This window comes from Paraburkholderia sp. (assembly GCF_035656215.1).
Taxonomy (GTDB): Bacteria; Pseudomonadota; Gammaproteobacteria; order Burkholderiales; family Burkholderiaceae; genus Paraburkholderia.
The window spans coordinates 1-15150 of sequence record NZ_DASRSY010000453.1 but is presented as its reverse complement, the minus strand read 5'-3'; the positions used below and the strand labels follow the sequence as shown (position 1 = coordinate 15150).

Genomic DNA, 15150 nt, shown 5'->3' with positions numbered 1-15150 from the left:
CGATCTAAACAACGATATTCTGAATGGCCGCGATTTCGGCGGGGCCGCGGTCGACACGCCGGCGCTCGATCCGGATGCGCCGCCGCCGGTCGCGCTGCGTCGGAACGGCAAGCCTTGGCCGCGCTGGCTTGCACCAGCAGAAGGGCGCGCTTCCGATGATGTGCGTGTACCGCCGGCGCCCAGTGCGCGCGTGCCGTCGATGCTGAGTTCGATCGCGCAGAGCATCGACATCATGCAGGTGCGGATTTCGCGGAGTCGCCTGGCCGGTGAGCCGGCGGATATTCTGATTCAGCCACGGCTGGGCGGGATGGGGATTTTTGATTTTCATCGGGCTGGCCCGGCGATGGCAGAGGGGCGCGCGGCGGTGGAATATATGTTGCCGGCTATTCGGGCTCGATTAGGGATGGAATAGGTTCTATCAAAAAAGCGACCCAAAACTTGCTAAATCGCGGCAGCGCCCACGGCGCACTTGCCACCTTACAAAACCATATCCCCCACAAAACCAAGCGCTGCAAGCACCCAGCCGCGCCAGGTGGCCCATTGCTGCATCGCAGCACGCGCCCCCGTCCCCTTTGAGAATTTAATTTTCGCTTGCGAGACTCCGCGCCATGCCGGATGAGTCGGGCAGGCATGACCCGACGCCATCCATGACATCCTCAATAAATCCTGGATGGAGACACGCGTGTTCCTTTACGGCTTTGGTCCGGTGTTGCTGGCCGGCACGATCCAGACGATCGAGCTGTCCGTCCTGTCGCTGGCAGCTTCGGTGCTGCTCGGCCTCGCGGGCGCGGCGGCGAAACTCTCGTTTAACCGGCCGCTGCGGATGATCGCAACCGGCTATACGACGCTGATCCGCTCAGTGCCCGACCTCGTGCTGATGCTGCTGCTGTTCTACAGCATCCAGATCGCGGTCAACAATCTCACCGACGCGCTCAATCTGCCGCAGTTCGATATCGATCCGTTCGTGGCCGGGGTGCTGACGCTCGGCTTCATCTACGGCGCGTACTTCACCGAAACCTTCCGCGGCGCGTTTCTCGCCGTGCCGCGCGGCCAGCTCGAAGCGGGCAGTGCGTACGGCATGAGCGGCGCACGCGTGTTCACGCGCATCCTGTTTCCGCAGATGATGCGTTTCGCGCTGCCGGGCATCGGCAACAACTGGCAAGTGCTGGTCAAGGCCACGGCGCTGGTGTCGATCATCGGTCTTGCCGATGTCGTCAAAGCCGCGCAGGACGCCGGCAAGAGCACCTTCAACATGTTCTTCTTCATCCTGATCGCCGCGTTGATCTATCTGGCGATCACCACCGCGTCGAATCTCGTGCTGATCTGGCTGGAAAAGCGCTATTCGATCGGCGTGCGCCACGCGGAGCTCTAATCGACCATGATCGACATTCTCAATCAATTCTGGCGCGCGTTCCTGTACTGGGACGGTCAGCGTATGTCCGGTCTGGCCGTCACGCTGTGGCTGCTGGTGGCGTCGATCGGGATCGGCTTTTTCGTGTCCATTCCACTTGCGGTGGCGCGCGTATCGAAGAAGCGCTGGCTGTCGACGCCGGTGCGTCTCTATACATACGTGTTTCGCGGCACGCCGTTGTACGTGCAACTGCTGCTGATCTACACCGGCATGTACAGCCTCGAATTCGTGCGCTCGCATCAACTGCTCGACGCGTTTTTCCGTAGCGGTTTTCACTGCGCGATTCTTGCCTTCGCTCTGAACACCTGCGCGTACACCACCGAGATTTTCGCCGGCGCGATCCGCTCGACCTCGCACGGTGAAGTGGAAGCGGCCCGTGCTTACGGCATGAGCTGGTTCACGATGTACCGCCGCATTGTGATACCGTCCGCGCTGCGCCGGGCGCTGCCGTTGTACAGTAACGAAGTAATCCTGATGCTGCACGCCACCACGGTCGCGTTTACCGCCACGGTGCCGGACATCCTGAAGGTGGCCCGCGACGCGAATTCCGCCACCTATCAGTCGTTCGATGCGTTCGGTCTCGCGGCGCTGATTTACCTCGTGGTGTCGTTCGCGCTGGTGGCCCTGTTCCGCCGTGCCGAGCGTCATTGGCTGGGTTACCTGGCGGTGCGTACGCACTGAGCAGGCGTGTTTCGATGCAGCGGCGCGGTTGGTTCGCGCCGTCACGTAGATTGATTTGATCCGTATTTTCAAAGGGAGAGCATCTTGCTCCACACGACTCAAACCGAAGCTTGCAAGCTCGCCGTTCAGGACATCCACAAGCGCTACGGCGACAACGAAGTGCTCAAGGGCGTATCGTTGAACGCGAACAAGGGCGACGTGATCAGCATCATCGGCGCGAGCGGGTCGGGTAAAAGCACCTTCCTGCGTTGCATCAATTTTCTGGAGCGGCCGAACGCGGGGCAGATCGTTGTCGACGGCGAAATGGTTAAAACCAAAGCTGACCGCGCCGGCAATCTGGAAGTGGCCGATCACAAGCAACTGCAACGCATCCGCACGAAACTCGCGATGGTGTTCCAGCACTTCAACTTGTGGGCGCACATGAACGTGATCGAGAACATCGTCGAAGCGCCGATTCACGTGCTCGGCATGTCGCGTCGCGAAGCCGAAGAGCGGGCGCGCGAATACCTCGAGAAAGTGGGGCTCGCGCCGCGCCTGGAAAAGCAGTATCCGTCGCATCTGTCGGGCGGTCAGCAACAGCGCGTGGCCATTGCGCGTGCGCTGGCGATGAACCCCGACGTGATGCTGTTCGACGAGCCCACCTCCGCGCTCGATCCCGAACTGGTCGGCGAAGTGCTGAAGGTGATGCAGAAGCTCGCCGAAGAAGGCCGCACGATGATCGTCGTCACGCACGAAATGGGTTTCGCGCGCAATGTGTCGAACCACGTGATGTTCCTGCACCAGGGCCGCACCGAAGAAGAGGGTTTGCCCGCTGAAGTGCTGACCACGCCGCGCAGCGAACGGCTCAAGCAGTTCCTGTCCGGCAGTCTGAAGTAACGCGCGGTTCGCGTTTTACTCATCAGTGATGGCTCGCACGTCCAACCCGGCTCGCACCACGCAGGTCGCAATCGTCGCCCTGCCGCCGGTGTCGATGACGGGCGTCGGGCCGATTGTCGACGCGCTCAATCTTGCCAACGAAATCGATGGCCGTGCGCTCTACCGCGTGCAGGTATGTTCGTGGGACGGCCGCGCGGTGCCCTTGTCGGGTGGCGCGCAATGGCCGGCCGATGCCGCCTTTGGCGATGCGATTTCGTGCGACTGGCTGATCATCGTCAGCGAACGGTTCCAGCAATTCGCAGATTACCGCCTGTTTCTCGCGAGTCTTTCGCGCGTCGGGCAGCGCACGCCGCTCGTCACCGGCATTCATCACGGTGTCTGGTGGCTGGCGATGGCGGGGCAATTGTCCGGCTATCGCGTGAGCGTCAACTGGGAAACCTACCAGCAGTTCTCCGAGCAGTTCGAGCGCTCGATCGTCACCCAGCAAATTTTCGAAATCGACCGCGATCGCGCAACCTGCGCGGGCGGTCAGGCAACTGTCGACTTCATGCTGGCCATGATCGGCCGCGACCATGGCCCGGAGTTGGCGGACCGGATTGCCGATACGCTCGGCGTCGGCGTGCTGCGCGCCGGTGAAGAGCGGCAGCGCATTCCATTCGTGACCGCGCCGGGCGAACGGCATCCGCGCCTGAACGATGCACTGATGCTGATGGAAGCGAATATCGAAGACCCGCTGACCACCGATGAAATCGCCGGTCTCGTCGGTGTCTCGCGGCGTCAGCTGGAGCGCCTGTTTCGTCAGTATCTCGGCTCGATGCCGTCCAAATACTATCTTGGCCTGCGGCTTTCGAAAGCGCGCACGCAGCTGCAGCGCACCAGCAAATCGGTGGTGCAGATCAGTCTTGCTTGCGGATTTTCGTCGGCGGCACACTTTTCGAATGCTTATCGCGAACGCTTTGGCGTCACACCACGCGAGGATCGTCGTAACTGGATCGACAAGCAGACCGGCGCGACCGGCGCCGCGGCCAGTGAGCCGCGACCGGCTGCGTTGATCGAACGGCCCGATCAGGCGGAATAGGCAAGTCGAGCACGCAAGTCGAACAAGCAGGCGGAATAAGCGAAATAAACGGCCGGAAAGCGCGCTGTTTGCGACCCTCCGGCAACCTACCCGCGACATATCCGCCTGGAAGCTCATAGAAAGCGTCGCGTATGCGCAAGACGTATCCCGTGCGGTTTCCTACACTACGTGTATTACCTCTCACCTGTAACGAGGATTTGCCATGAACGACCTGACTGTGACACGCCAGACCTTCGACGAAGTAATGGTGCCGGTGTTTTCGCCCGCTGCCTTCGTGCCGGGTCGCGGTCTCGGCTCACGCGTCTGGGATACGCAAGGCCGCGACTATATCGACTTCGCCGGCGGTATCGCCGTGACCGCGCTCGGTCATGCCCATCCTGAACTGCTGAAAGTCCTGCACGACCAGGGCGGCAAGCTGTGGCACATCGGTAACGGCTACACCAACGAGCCGGTGCTGCGCCTCGCCAGGCGCCTCGAAGACCTGACCTTCGCCGACCGCGCGTTCTTCGCCAATTCGGGCGCTGAAGCGAACGAAGCCGCGTTGAAGCTGGCGCGCCGCGTCGCGTTCGAGCGTCATGGCGCCGATAAAATCGAAATCATTTCGTTCACGCAGTCGTTCCATGGCCGCACGTTCTTCACCGTGAGCGTCGGCGGCCAGCCGAAGTACTCGGAAGGTTTCGGCCCGGTGCCAGCCGGCATCATCCACTTGCCGTACAACGATATCGAGGCGGCGAAGAAAGCGATCGGCGCGAAGACCTGTGCGGTGATCGTCGAGCCGATCCAGGGCGAGGGCGGTGTGATCCCGGCCGATCCGGCGTTCCTGAAGACGCTGCGCGAAGCCTGCGATGAGCACGGCGCACTGCTGATTTTTGACGAGGTACAAACGGGCGTGGGCCGCAGCGGCTATTTCTACGCGTACCAGGACACGGGCGTGACGCCGGACATCCTGACCACCGCGAAGGCGCTCGGCAACGGCTTCCCGATCGGCGCGATGCTGACCACCAACGAACTGGCCGCGCATTTCAAGGTCGGCGTGCATGGCACGACCTACGGCGGCAATCCGCTGGGCGCGGCGATCGCGGAGAAGGTGGTCGAGCTGGTCAGCGATCCGAAGCTGCTCGAAGGCGTGCGTACTCGCAGCGAAGCATTGAAGGGCCAACTCGCGAAGCTTAACGAACGCTTTGGCCTGTTCAAGGAAGTGCGTGGCAAGGGGCTGCTGATCGGTGCTGAATTGACCGATGCATTTAAGGGCCGCGCAAAGGATTTCGTCACCGCTGCGGGTCAGCACGGTGTGATCATGTTGATGGCGGGTCCGGACGTGCTGCGTTTTGTGCCGTCGCTGATCATGCCGCTCGACGATATGTACGAAGGCTTCGCGCGTCTGGCGAAGGCCATCGAAGAGATTGTCGGCGCGAAAGCCGAAACAGCGTCGCATTGATCGCCGGCACTGACTTGCTGCTTTGATCATGCGTCACATTCAACAGGAACGATGATGCTCTTCGTACGCCCCGGCCGCCTCGCCGATCTCGATGCGCTCGAACATATGGCGCGCACCGCGCAACCGGTGCTGCATTCGCTGCCGCACGACCGCCATGCGCTCGAAGCGCGCGTCGCACTGTCGGAAGACTCGTTTCGCGCGGAGGTCGATTTTCCGGGCGAGGAGTTCTATCTGTTCGTGCTCGAGGATGCAGAGAGCGGCAAGCTGATGGGCACGGCGAGCATCGTCGCCGCAGCCGGCTATTCGGACCCGTTCTACGCGTTCCGCAACGACGCGCTGATTCATGCGTCGCGTGAGTTGCACGTGAATCGCAAGATTCATGCGCTGACCATGTCGCATGAATTGACCGGCAAGAGCCGGCTAGCGGGCTACTACATCGATCCGTCGCTGCGCGGCGATGCGGCCGCGCATCTGATGTCGCGGGCACGGATGATGTACATCTCCGCCAATCGCAAGCGTTTTACGCCTGAAGTGTTCTCGCTGCTGCTCGGCGTGACCGATGATTCGGGCGTGTCGCCGTTCTGGGAAGCGGTGGGGCGCAAGTTCTTTGGTCGTAACTTCGCCGACATCGAAATCGAATCGGGCGGCCGCAGTCGCACCTTTATCGCTGAAGTGATGCCGACCTATCCGATTTATGTGCCGTTGTTGCCGGAAGCGGCGCAACGCGTGCTCGGCGAGCCGGATTCGAAGGCGCTGCTCGCATACGAGATTCACCTCGAAGAAGGCTTCGAGACGGATCGCTTTATCGACATTTTCGATGCAGGCCCGGTGTTGACAGCGCAAGTAGATCGCAGCGCCTGCGTGAAACGCAACGAAACGCGCGTCGTGCACGAAGCCGGCGCGGTTGCCGACGGCTCGACGTATCTGATCGCGCATAACGGTACGGACGGCGAGTTCCGTTGCGTACTCGGTGAATTGCCGGCCGGTAAGGCAAACGGCGCGTCGTTGTCGCATGCGGCGCGCGCCGCACTCGGCGTGCAGGAGGGCGACGCGGTACGCTGCGTGCCACTGCATGAGCCGCACCAGGAAGAATTGACGGGAGACGCACAATGATCGTCGTTCGCGTTGTGCAACGAGGTGATGTGGACGCGCTCATGCGGCTCGCGCAGGAGACCGGCCCGGGCCTCACCACCTTCAAGCCGGATCGCGATGCACTGGCGGCGCGTGTTGAACGTGCCCGCCGCACGATGGAAGGCCACGCCGAGCCGCACGAAGCCGGGTACTTCTTCGTGATGGAAGATACCGACACCGGCGACGTGGCCGGTGTATGTGGTATCGAAACCGCCGTTGGCCTACAGCAACCGTTCTACAACTACCGCGTGAGCACGGTCGTGCACGCGAGCCAGGACCTCGGCATCTGGACGCGCATGCGCGCGCTGAACATCTCGCATGACCTCACGGGTTACGCCGAAGTGTGTTCGCTGTTTCTGAGCCCGCGTTATCGCACGAGCGGCGTCGGTGGTTTGTTGTCGCGTTCGCGCTTCATGTTTCTCGCGCAGTTCCGCGAGCGCTTTCCGCAGCGTCTGTGCGCGGAATTGCGCGGCCATTTCGATGCGGAAGGCACGTCGCCGTTCTGGCGTGCGGTCGGATCGCATTTCTACCAGATCGATTTCAACGCGGCGGACTATCTGAGTTCGCATGGCCGCAAGGCGTTTCTCGCCGAGCTGATGCCGCGTTATCCGGTGTATGTCGAACTATTGCCGGAAGAAGCGCAGGAATGCGTCGGCCTCACGCATAGCGACACGATTCCGGCGCGCCGCATGCTCGAATCGGAGGGGCTGCGCTACGAGAATCACGTCGATATCTTCGATGCGGGCCCGGTGCTCGAATGCCATATCGCCGACTTGCGCACGGTGCGCGAAAGCGTGGTGGTGCCGGTCGAGATCGCCGATGTGCCGGCGGGCGCGCCTCAGGATGCGCCTCGTTCGCTGGTATCGAATACATCGCTGGGCGATTTCCGGGTGGGCGCGGCCGCGGGCGTGCCGCAAGACGGCGTGTTCCGCATGAGCGCCGCCGAGGCGGCCGCACTCGACGTCAAGGCAGGCGACCCGGTGCGGGTGCTGCCGCTGAAACACAAACAAGGATGATCATGAGTGAGCTTTTCATCGACGGCGAATGGGCCGCCGGCACAGGACCCACATTCGCGTCGCGTAACCCGGGTACGGGCGCGACTGTTTGGGAAGGCAACAGCGCATCGGCGGACGACGTCGATCGTGCGGTACGCAGCGCGCGCCGTGCATTCGCGGCGTGGTCGGCCTTGAGCCTCGACGAGCGTTGCGGCGTGGTGCGCCGCTTCGCTGCGCTCGTGACGGAACGCAAGGAAGCACTCGCCGAAGCGATCGGCCGGGAAACCGGCAAGCCGCTGTGGGAAGCGCGCACTGAAGCGGCTTCGATGGCGGCGAAGGTCGAGATTTCGATTCAGGCCTATAACGAGCGAACCGGTGAGAAGCGTTCACCGATGGCCGACGGCACGGCCGTGCTGCGGCATCGTCCGCATGGCGTGGTCGCGGTGTTCGGACCGTATAACTTCCCGGGGCATTTGCCGAACGGGCATATCGTGCCAGCGCTGATCGCGGGTAATGCCGTTGTGTTCAAGCCGTCAGAACTCGCGCCGGGCGTGGCCGCTGTTACGGTGCAAATCTGGCGCGATGCGGGCTTGCCCGCGGGCGTGCTGAACCTTGTGCAAGGCGAGAAAGAAACGGGCATTGCGCTGGCGAACCATCGGCAGATCGACGGTTTGTTCTTCACGGGTAGTTCGGATACCGGAACATTGCTGCACAAACAATTCGGCGGCCGTCCGGAGATCGTGCTGGCGTTGGAGATGGGCGGCAACAATCCGCTCGTGATCGGGCCCGTGGCGGATGTCGATGCAGCCGTGCATCACACGATTCAATCGGCGTTCCTGTCGGCAGGGCAGCGCTGCACGTGTGCGCGCCGTATTTTTGTACCGAACGACGCGTTTGGTGACCGCTTTGTACAACGCCTGACCGAAGTGACTTCGCGCATCAGTGTCGGCGAATACAACGCCGATCCGCAGCCGTTCATGGGCGCGGTGATTTCCGCGCGTGCGGCTTCGCGCCTCGTCGCGGCACAAGAGCGTCTGCTGGCCGATGGCGCAAAAGCACTGCTGAAGATGGAACAGCGCGATCCGACACTTGGCTTTGTCACGCCTGCGATTCTCGACGTGACCGCCGTGAAGGATCTGCCGGACGAAGAGCATTTCGGACCGCTGGCGCAGATCATTCGCTACGGCACCTTCGACGAAGCGCTCGAAAAAGCCAACGACACCGAGTTCGGCCTCTCCGCCGGCCTGCTCGCCGACGACGAAGCATTGTGGACGCATTTCCAGCGCACCATCCGCGCCGGCATCGTCAACTGGAACCGGCCGACCAATGGGGCGTCGTCGGGCGCGCCGTTCGGCGGCCCGGGGCGTTCGGGCAATCACCGGCCGAGCGCGTACTACGCTGCCGACTACTGCGCGTATCCGATGGCTTCCGTCGAAAGCGCGCAACTGCAAATGCCCGCGAGCGTCTCGCCGGGTCTTCAATTCTAAGGATCGACGATGCAAGCCACTGAAGCCAATTTCGACGGTCTCGTCGGGCCGACCCACAATTACGCGGGGCTCTCGTTCGGCAACGTTGCGTCGCAGAACAACGAGAAGTCGGTTGCCAATCCCAAAGCGGCTGCGAGACAGGGCCTGCGCAAGATGAAGCAGTTGGCCGACCTTGGTTTTCATCAAGGCGTGTTGCCGCCGCAGGAGCGTCCTTCGATGCGCCTCTTGCGCGAACTCGGCTTTTCGGGCGACGACGCAACAGTGATAGCGCGGGTTGCTAAAGACGCGCCTGAGTTGCTGGCCGCGGCGAGTTCGGCTTCGGCGATGTGGACCGCGAATGCGGCGACGGTGAGTCCGTCAGCCGACACGCACGACGGCCGTGTGCATTTCACACCGGCCAATCTGTGCAGCAAGCTGCATCGTGCGATCGAGCATGAATCGACGCGCCGCACCTTGCGTGCGATCTTCAGCGACACCGATCGTTTCGCGGTGCATGAGGCACTGACCGGCACCCCGGCACTCGGCGACGAAGGCGCCGCGAACCACACGCGCTTTTGCTCGGAATACGGCACACGTGGCGTCGAATTCTTCGTGTACGGTCGCAGCGAATATCGCCGCGGACCGGAGCCGAAGCGTTTTCCCGCACGTCAGACGTTCGAGGCGAGCCGCGCGGTCGCGCATCGTCACGGTCTGAAAGAAGCCGCCACGGTGTACGCACAGCAGAACCCGGATGTGATCGACGCGGGTGTGTTCCATAACGACGTGATCGCGGTCGGCAATCGCACTACGCTGTTCTGCCATCAACTCGCGTTTGTCGAACAGAAAGCGGTGTACGACGAACTGCGCACCAAGCTTTCCGGGCTGAAGGCCGAGTTCAACGTGATCGAAGTGCCGGACGCGCAAGTGAGCGTGTCCGACGCGGTCACGTCGTACCTGTTTAATAGCCAGTTGCTGACGCGCCCGGACGGCAAGCAGGTGCTGGTGGTGCCGCAGGAATGCCGCGAGAACGAGCGTGTGGGCGCCTATCTGGACGATCTGACCTCGCACACCGGTCCGATCGACGACGTGCTCGTGTTCGATCTGCGCGAAAGCATGAAAAACGGTGGCGGTCCGGCATGTCTGCGTCTGCGCGTGGCGTTGAACGACGCGGAGCGCGCGGCGGTGACGCCTGGCGTGTGGATCAACGACAACCTGTTCGGCCGCCTCGATACGTGGATCGAAAAACACTACCGCGATCGTCTAGCGCCGTCCGATCTGACCGATCCGCACCTGCTTGCCGAGTCGCGCACCGCGCTCGACGAGCTGACGCAGATTCTGGGCTTGGGCTCGCTGTATGACTTCCAGCGCTGAGCACGGCATGCCGGTTTCGATGCTCGATGATTTCCTCGCCTACACATTGGTGGAGACGCGACCTGGCGCGCAGGAAATGCAGGGTACGTGTGCCAACAACAGCGTGCGCTGGTCCTGGCTCGACGACGGCGTTCTGCAAATCGAGCCCATATCGCACGAGAAGAACGCTCGCAGTGTGCTCGCTTCCGCCGGCGTGCACGGCGACGAAACAGCGCCGATCGAACTGCTTTCACGCCTCGTACGCGATATCGCGCGAGGCAGCGCCGCGTTGACATGCCGCCTGCTGGTGATTCTCGGCAACGTCGATGCAATGCGCGACGCGTGCCGTTATCGCGACGATGATCTGAACCGCCTCTTCAGCGGACGTCATACGCAGGTGCCGCACAGCCACGAAGCGCCACGCGCGGCGGCGCTGGAGCGTGCGGCGACGCAGTTTTTTGCCGCTGCATCGCAAGAGCAGGGCGCGCGTTGGCATATCGATATGCACACGGCGATCCGCCCCTCGGCTTTCGAGCAATTCGCCTTGTTGCCGCATACCGGCACACCGTTTTCGCGCGCGATGTTCGAGTGGCTCGGCGAAGCGCGCATCAGCGCGGTTTTGCTGCACACCACCAAGGGCAATACCTATTCGCACTTCACCGCGCAAGCATGCGGCGCCGAGGCGTGTACGCTGGAACTCGGCAAGGTGCGCCCGTTTGGACAGAACGATCTGACGCGTTTTGCGGGTGCGGACGAAGCGCTGCGCCACCTTCTGGCCGGCACAAAGAACGGCAACGTGCCCGCGGCGATGCCGCGCGTATTCACGGTGATCGATCAACTCACCAAGCAAAGCGACGCATTCGAATTGCTGGTTGCCGCGGATGTGCCGAATTTCACGCCCTTCGTGAAGGACACGGTGTTGGCACGCGATGGCGAGTATCGCTACACCGTGCGTCATGAAGAAGAGCGCATCGTGTTTCCCAACGCGACCGTCAAGCCGGGTTTGCGCGCGGGTCTGCTGGTCGTGGAGACCACCCAGGAAACGCTCTCGAAGCTCGTTTAGCTGCGCGGCATTCCACCTCCTTCAGACCATCTCTTGCCCGAACGCGACACGAATTTGCACCTTTGCCGTGCATCGATTCGAGGTCGCGAGAAGATGACGGGTGCCGGCACCCGTCAGGCGTGCTTTGCGAAGCCTGTACAATCCCGCCCTCGCGGCTGTTGCGCTGCACCACACCGGCCGCACGAGTTTGAATCGCATTTTTGGCGCGGCAATCATGCTTGCCCGGATTCGGCTCCGTCTTATTCAATACCGTAGAGGAACACCCGTAATGAAGATGAATTGGCGAAACATGGCCGCGCTCGCGCTGTTCGCGGCGGCAACGGTAACGGCTGGCACCACGTCGGCGGTTGCCGCGTCAGCAACGGATATCAAGGAAGTGCGCTTCGGCGTCGAGGCGTCGTATGCGCCGTTCGAATCGAAGTCGCCGACGGGCGAGCTGCAAGGTTTCGATATCGACATCGGCAATGCCGTGTGTGCGAAGCTGAAGGCGAAATGCGTGTGGGTCGAGAACTCGTTCGACGGCCTGATTCCCGCATTGGAAGCGCGCAAGTTCAACGTGATCAACTCGGACATGACGATCACAGAACAGCGCCGCCAGGCTATCGATTTCACCGATCCGATCTACACGATCCCGAATCAGATGATCGCGAAGAAGGGCAGCGGTCTGCTGCCCACGCCGGCATCGCTGAAGGGTAAGCACGTTGGCGTGCTGCAAGGCACGATTCAGGAAGCGTACGCGAAGGCGCGCTGGGCGTCGGCTGGCGTCGAGGTCGTGCCGTATCAGACGCAGGACCAGATCTACGCCGACCTCGCATCGGGCCGTCTGGACGCCGCGTTTCAGGACGCGGAAGCCGCTTCGAAGGGTTTCCTGAAGAAGCCGCAAGGCGCAGGCTTTGAATTCGCCGGCCCGGCCGTCACCGACGAGAAGCTGCTCGGCGCGGGCGTGGGCTACGGCGTGCGCAAGAGCGACAAGGCCTTGAAGGACGCGTTGAACCAGGCGCTCAAGGAACTGAAGGCCGACGGCACGATCGACCGCTTCGCGGCGAAGTACTTCGACGTGAAGGTCGTGTTGAAGTAACGCGCTGGGTGTTTTGCCTGAATGATTTTGCTTGATACAGCCGGCCGCTCGATGCGGCCGGTTGTCTTTTGAGCCGGCGTTTGATGCATCGCCTGCCTGATACATGTCTAGTGCATGGTGCCGCGCGCTTCATGCGTTTCGTGCACGTGATGCACGCTGCACCGTGACAGTCGATCAGCGAACGTTGGCTTCTGGCTGATCGAGATAATCGAACACCACTTCACCGAGTCCGAGCGTCAGATCGGCAACCAGATGCCGCGCCTCCACGATTTCGAGCACCGGCAATTCCGCGACCGGCGCCAGAGCATGGTGTGCCAGTTCGAGCGAGGCCGGGCCCGTCCATGCGCCTTTGAGGGTGATGTCTTGCAGGTAGTAGCGCACCAGTTCGCAAATGCGCGGCGTGCCGTCCACGTGCGGAATCACCTTCAACAGGAAGTTCGGCGTTTCCAGGCGTTTCTGTTGTTGCGCGAGATCCAGTTGCCGATGCTTGTAGCCCATCGTGCCGGTGGCGATGCGCACGGGGCCGTAGTCGAGCGTGCCGACGAGTGTGTCGGTGTGCACTTCCAGTACCGGCGAGGCGAGCTTCTTCGGAAATCCCCACAATTCGCGGCCGCCGGCAATGGGCGGATGGTCATCCAGATACATGGCCAGGGTGTAGCCGCCTGCCACGCCGTTATACGACACCGGGATCACCTGACCGCTTTCCGTGTAGTCGCCGAAGCCGGTCGAATCTGGCATGCGAATGAATTCGTAATGCACCAGCGGCTCACCGATCTCGAGCGGCTCGGGCACGACGGCGCGCAGTTTGTCCGGGTCGGTGCGGTAAGTGATGATCAGGAATTCCCGGTCGATGAAACGATACGGGCCCATCGGAAACGCCGGGCTCGTGATCGGCATCGCGAAGGCATTTGACAGCACGCTTTTGACGTCCATGATTTTCCTTGATGGTTAAAGGCGGGGTAGCACGAGTGGTGGAACGCTTCTGCACTGCACAAGAGTATCGTCGATTCTTTCCTGGCCTTCAGCGAGACAGGTAACCAATTATTTCGAGATATTGCGGCGTTGACATGTCCGCGCGCAGCGGCCTGAGCTAAAATCGCCGGGCGCATCGCAGACGCCACGGGTCTCAGAGCCTTGGGCGCACGTTATCGGTGCAGCCAAAACCAAAATACAGCAGTGAGCGCCGGGGCGGCGCTTAGCGGGGGAATGGAATGACCACCATCGCAATCGAGAATCCGAGCCACGTGGGTGCTGTGGACGATGCGCAACTGAAAGCCAGCTTCGCGCGTCAGCCGATTCTGAATCGGGACGGCATGCTGTGCGGCTATGAGATCAAGGTGCGCGCGCCGGCTCTGCCTGCGGCCGCGGACCCTGACGCGGCCACGGTTGCGGGGCATGCCACGGATTCGAGTGCAGATGTCGATGCCTTGCCGGGCCGCGCGCCCGAACCGGCGCAACGGGTGGCGCGAGCCGTGATTCGCGGTCTGGTGCAGAGCAATGTGCGCGGTGCGCTCACTGGGCATCCCGCTTACGTCGATGTCAGTCGCGAGATGCTGTTCGACGACTCGATCCAGCGGTTGCCCACCGAGCGCTTCATGTTCGAATTGTCGCCGTCGATCGAGGTGGACGACGCACTGATCGCGCGTATCGTTCAATTGCACGGCCGGCGCTACCGCTTCGTACTCGACGAAGTGACCCAGCCCGACGAGACGTTCGCCAGGCTGTTGCCTTACGCGGATGTCGTCAAGATCGATTTTGCGCGGACGCCGAGCGCGCTGTTGCCCAAGCTGACGAGCGTGCTCAAGTCGGCGGGCAAGCTACTGATCGCGCTGGGTCTCGATGCGCAGGCCGATTTCGATGCGGCGCATGGTCTCGGCTTCGATCGTTTCCAGGGCTACTACTTCGCGCGAGCGCAGACTTCGACGACACGGCGCGTCAGCGCGCCGCGGCACGCATTGCTGAACCTGCTGCAGTTGTTGTCAGGCGAGCCGACCGTCGCGCAACTCGAAGCCGAACTCAAACTGAATCCGGTGCTCGTCATGCATCTGATGAAGCTTGCGAATTCAAGCGGCCTCGCCGTTGGCCACAAGGTCACGACGTTGCGGGAAGCGATCAACGCGACCGGCACGAATCGGATCGCTCGCTGGACGCAGTTGTTGCTCTACGCGGACGGCCGCAAGGTCGCGCTCGAGGACGATCCTCTGCTGCAACTCGCGGCGAGCCGGGCGCGCTTCATGGAACTGGCGATCGAGCGCTTGCCCGAAGCCGGGCGCGACGAATCGGATGCGGCGTTTCTGACCGGCGTGTTTTCGTTTGTCGATGCGGTGTTCGGCGGTTCGCTCGAGAGCACGCTGAATGTGTTGACGTTGTCGCGGCCGATTCAGGCGGGCATCCTGCATCGGCAGGGTGTGCTGGGGTTGCTGCTGACGGCGGTCGAAGCCTTGGAGTGTGGTGCGTGGGATGAACTTGATGCTTTGTGCGCGCGCTTGCAGCCGTTGACGGTGGAAGAGATCGCGCAGCTAGGATTGGCGGCGGGCGCGTGGGCCGGGGTTGCGGATCGGAGTGCGGAGGGGTTGGAGCGGA

Annotated in this window: 14 protein-coding genes; 13 read left to right on the top strand and 1 reads right to left on the bottom strand. The window is 62.2% G+C overall.

The window, feature by feature from the left end; genetic code table 11:
- The 12 genes from VFE81_RS26595 to VFE81_RS26540 all read left to right on the top strand — a co-directional run.
- Window positions 1-412: patatin-like phospholipase family protein (locus tag VFE81_RS26595; RefSeq protein ID WP_414695664.1), on the top strand; the 412-nt coding region annotated here is incomplete at its 5' end.
- A 270-nt stretch (window positions 413-682) separates the two neighbouring features.
- Entirely contained in the window at window positions 683-1372 is a 690-nt protein-coding gene (locus tag VFE81_RS26590; protein ID WP_325047437.1) for a histidine ABC transporter permease HisQ, read from the top strand.
- Window positions 1373-1378: 6 nt separating this feature from the next.
- A complete protein-coding gene (locus VFE81_RS26585) occupies window positions 1379-2092 on the top strand; it encodes an ABC transporter permease (RefSeq protein WP_201075315.1) in 714 nt (237 codons plus the stop codon).
- Window positions 2093-2176: 84 nt separating this feature from the next.
- Entirely contained in the window at window positions 2177-2968 is a 792-nt protein-coding gene (locus tag VFE81_RS26580; protein ID WP_054043063.1) for an ABC transporter ATP-binding protein, read from the top strand.
- Between the two features lie 28 nt (window positions 2969-2996).
- Complete coding sequence (locus VFE81_RS26575; protein ID WP_325047436.1) at window positions 2997-4046, top strand: GlxA family transcriptional regulator; 1050 nt, start codon at window positions 2997-2999, stop codon at window positions 4044-4046.
- Between the two features lie 202 nt (window positions 4047-4248).
- Window positions 4249-5484, top strand: coding sequence for an aspartate aminotransferase family protein (locus VFE81_RS26570; protein ID WP_325047435.1), 1236 nt, complete (start codon window positions 4249-4251; stop codon window positions 5482-5484).
- A gap of 54 nt (window positions 5485-5538) precedes the next feature.
- On the top strand, window positions 5539-6597 hold the full coding sequence (gene aruF / locus VFE81_RS26565) for an arginine/ornithine succinyltransferase subunit alpha (protein ID WP_325047438.1): 1059 nt from the start codon (window positions 5539-5541) through the stop codon (window positions 6595-6597).
- On the top strand, window positions 6594-7631 hold the full coding sequence (gene astA / locus VFE81_RS26560) for an arginine N-succinyltransferase (protein WP_325047434.1): 1038 nt from the start codon (window positions 6594-6596) through the stop codon (window positions 7629-7631). Before aruF ends, astA begins: the two co-directional genes overlap by 4 nt.
- A gap of 2 nt (window positions 7632-7633) precedes the next feature.
- Complete coding sequence (gene astD, locus VFE81_RS26555) at window positions 7634-9097, top strand: succinylglutamate-semialdehyde dehydrogenase (protein WP_325047433.1); 1464 nt, start codon at window positions 7634-7636, stop codon at window positions 9095-9097.
- 9 nt (window positions 9098-9106) lie between these two features.
- On the top strand, window positions 9107-10447 hold the full coding sequence (astB, locus tag VFE81_RS26550; protein WP_325047432.1) for an N-succinylarginine dihydrolase: 1341 nt from the start codon (window positions 9107-9109) through the stop codon (window positions 10445-10447).
- Window positions 10431-11489: a succinylglutamate desuccinylase gene (astE, locus tag VFE81_RS26545; RefSeq protein ID WP_325047431.1), complete on the top strand. Its 1059-nt coding sequence runs from the start codon at window positions 10431-10433 to the stop codon at window positions 11487-11489. Before astB ends, astE begins: the two co-directional genes overlap by 17 nt.
- 268 nt (window positions 11490-11757) lie before the next feature.
- Window positions 11758-12567 carry an ABC transporter substrate-binding protein gene (locus VFE81_RS26540; protein ID WP_325047430.1) on the top strand — a complete coding sequence of 270 codons (810 nt, stop codon included), beginning with the start codon at window positions 11758-11760 and terminating at the stop codon, window positions 12565-12567.
- A gap of 174 nt (window positions 12568-12741) precedes the next feature.
- On the opposite strand, the gene VFE81_RS26535 is transcribed toward VFE81_RS26540, so the two are convergent.
- On the bottom strand, window positions 12742-13500 hold the full coding sequence (locus VFE81_RS26535) for an acetoacetate decarboxylase (RefSeq protein WP_325047429.1): 759 nt from the start codon (window positions 13498-13500) through the stop codon (window positions 12742-12744).
- 278 nt (window positions 13501-13778) lie between these two features.
- Between VFE81_RS26535 and VFE81_RS26530 the strand changes: the two genes are divergently transcribed.
- A partial coding sequence (locus VFE81_RS26530) for an EAL and HDOD domain-containing protein (RefSeq protein WP_325047428.1) occupies window positions 13779-15150 on the top strand: 1372 nt, incomplete at its 3' end.

Bases quoted from the DNA above. Each gene is read 5' to 3' on its own strand.
- VFE81_RS26585 (WP_201075315.1), top strand. From the start codon at position 1,379: ATGATCGACATTCTCAATCAATTCTGGCGCGCGTTCCTGTACTGGGAC.
- VFE81_RS26575 (WP_325047436.1), top strand. From the start codon at position 2,997: ATGGCTCGCACGTCCAACCCGGCTCGCACCACGCAGGTCGCAATCGTC.
- VFE81_RS26570 (WP_325047435.1), top strand. From the start codon at position 4,249: ATGAACGACCTGACTGTGACACGCCAGACCTTCGACGAAGTAATGGTG.
- aruF (WP_325047438.1), top strand. From the start codon at position 5,539: ATGCTCTTCGTACGCCCCGGCCGCCTCGCCGATCTCGATGCGCTCGAA.
- astA (WP_325047434.1), top strand. From the start codon at position 6,594: ATGATCGTCGTTCGCGTTGTGCAACGAGGTGATGTGGACGCGCTCATG.
- astD (WP_325047433.1), top strand. From the start codon at position 7,634: ATGAGTGAGCTTTTCATCGACGGCGAATGGGCCGCCGGCACAGGACCC.
- astB (WP_325047432.1), top strand. From the start codon at position 9,107: ATGCAAGCCACTGAAGCCAATTTCGACGGTCTCGTCGGGCCGACCCAC.
- astE (WP_325047431.1), top strand. From the start codon at position 10,431: ATGACTTCCAGCGCTGAGCACGGCATGCCGGTTTCGATGCTCGATGAT.
- VFE81_RS26540 (WP_325047430.1), top strand. From the start codon at position 11,758: ATGAAGATGAATTGGCGAAACATGGCCGCGCTCGCGCTGTTCGCGGCG.
- VFE81_RS26535 (WP_325047429.1), bottom strand. From the start codon at position 13,500: ATGGACGTCAAAAGCGTGCTGTCAAATGCCTTCGCGATGCCGATCACG.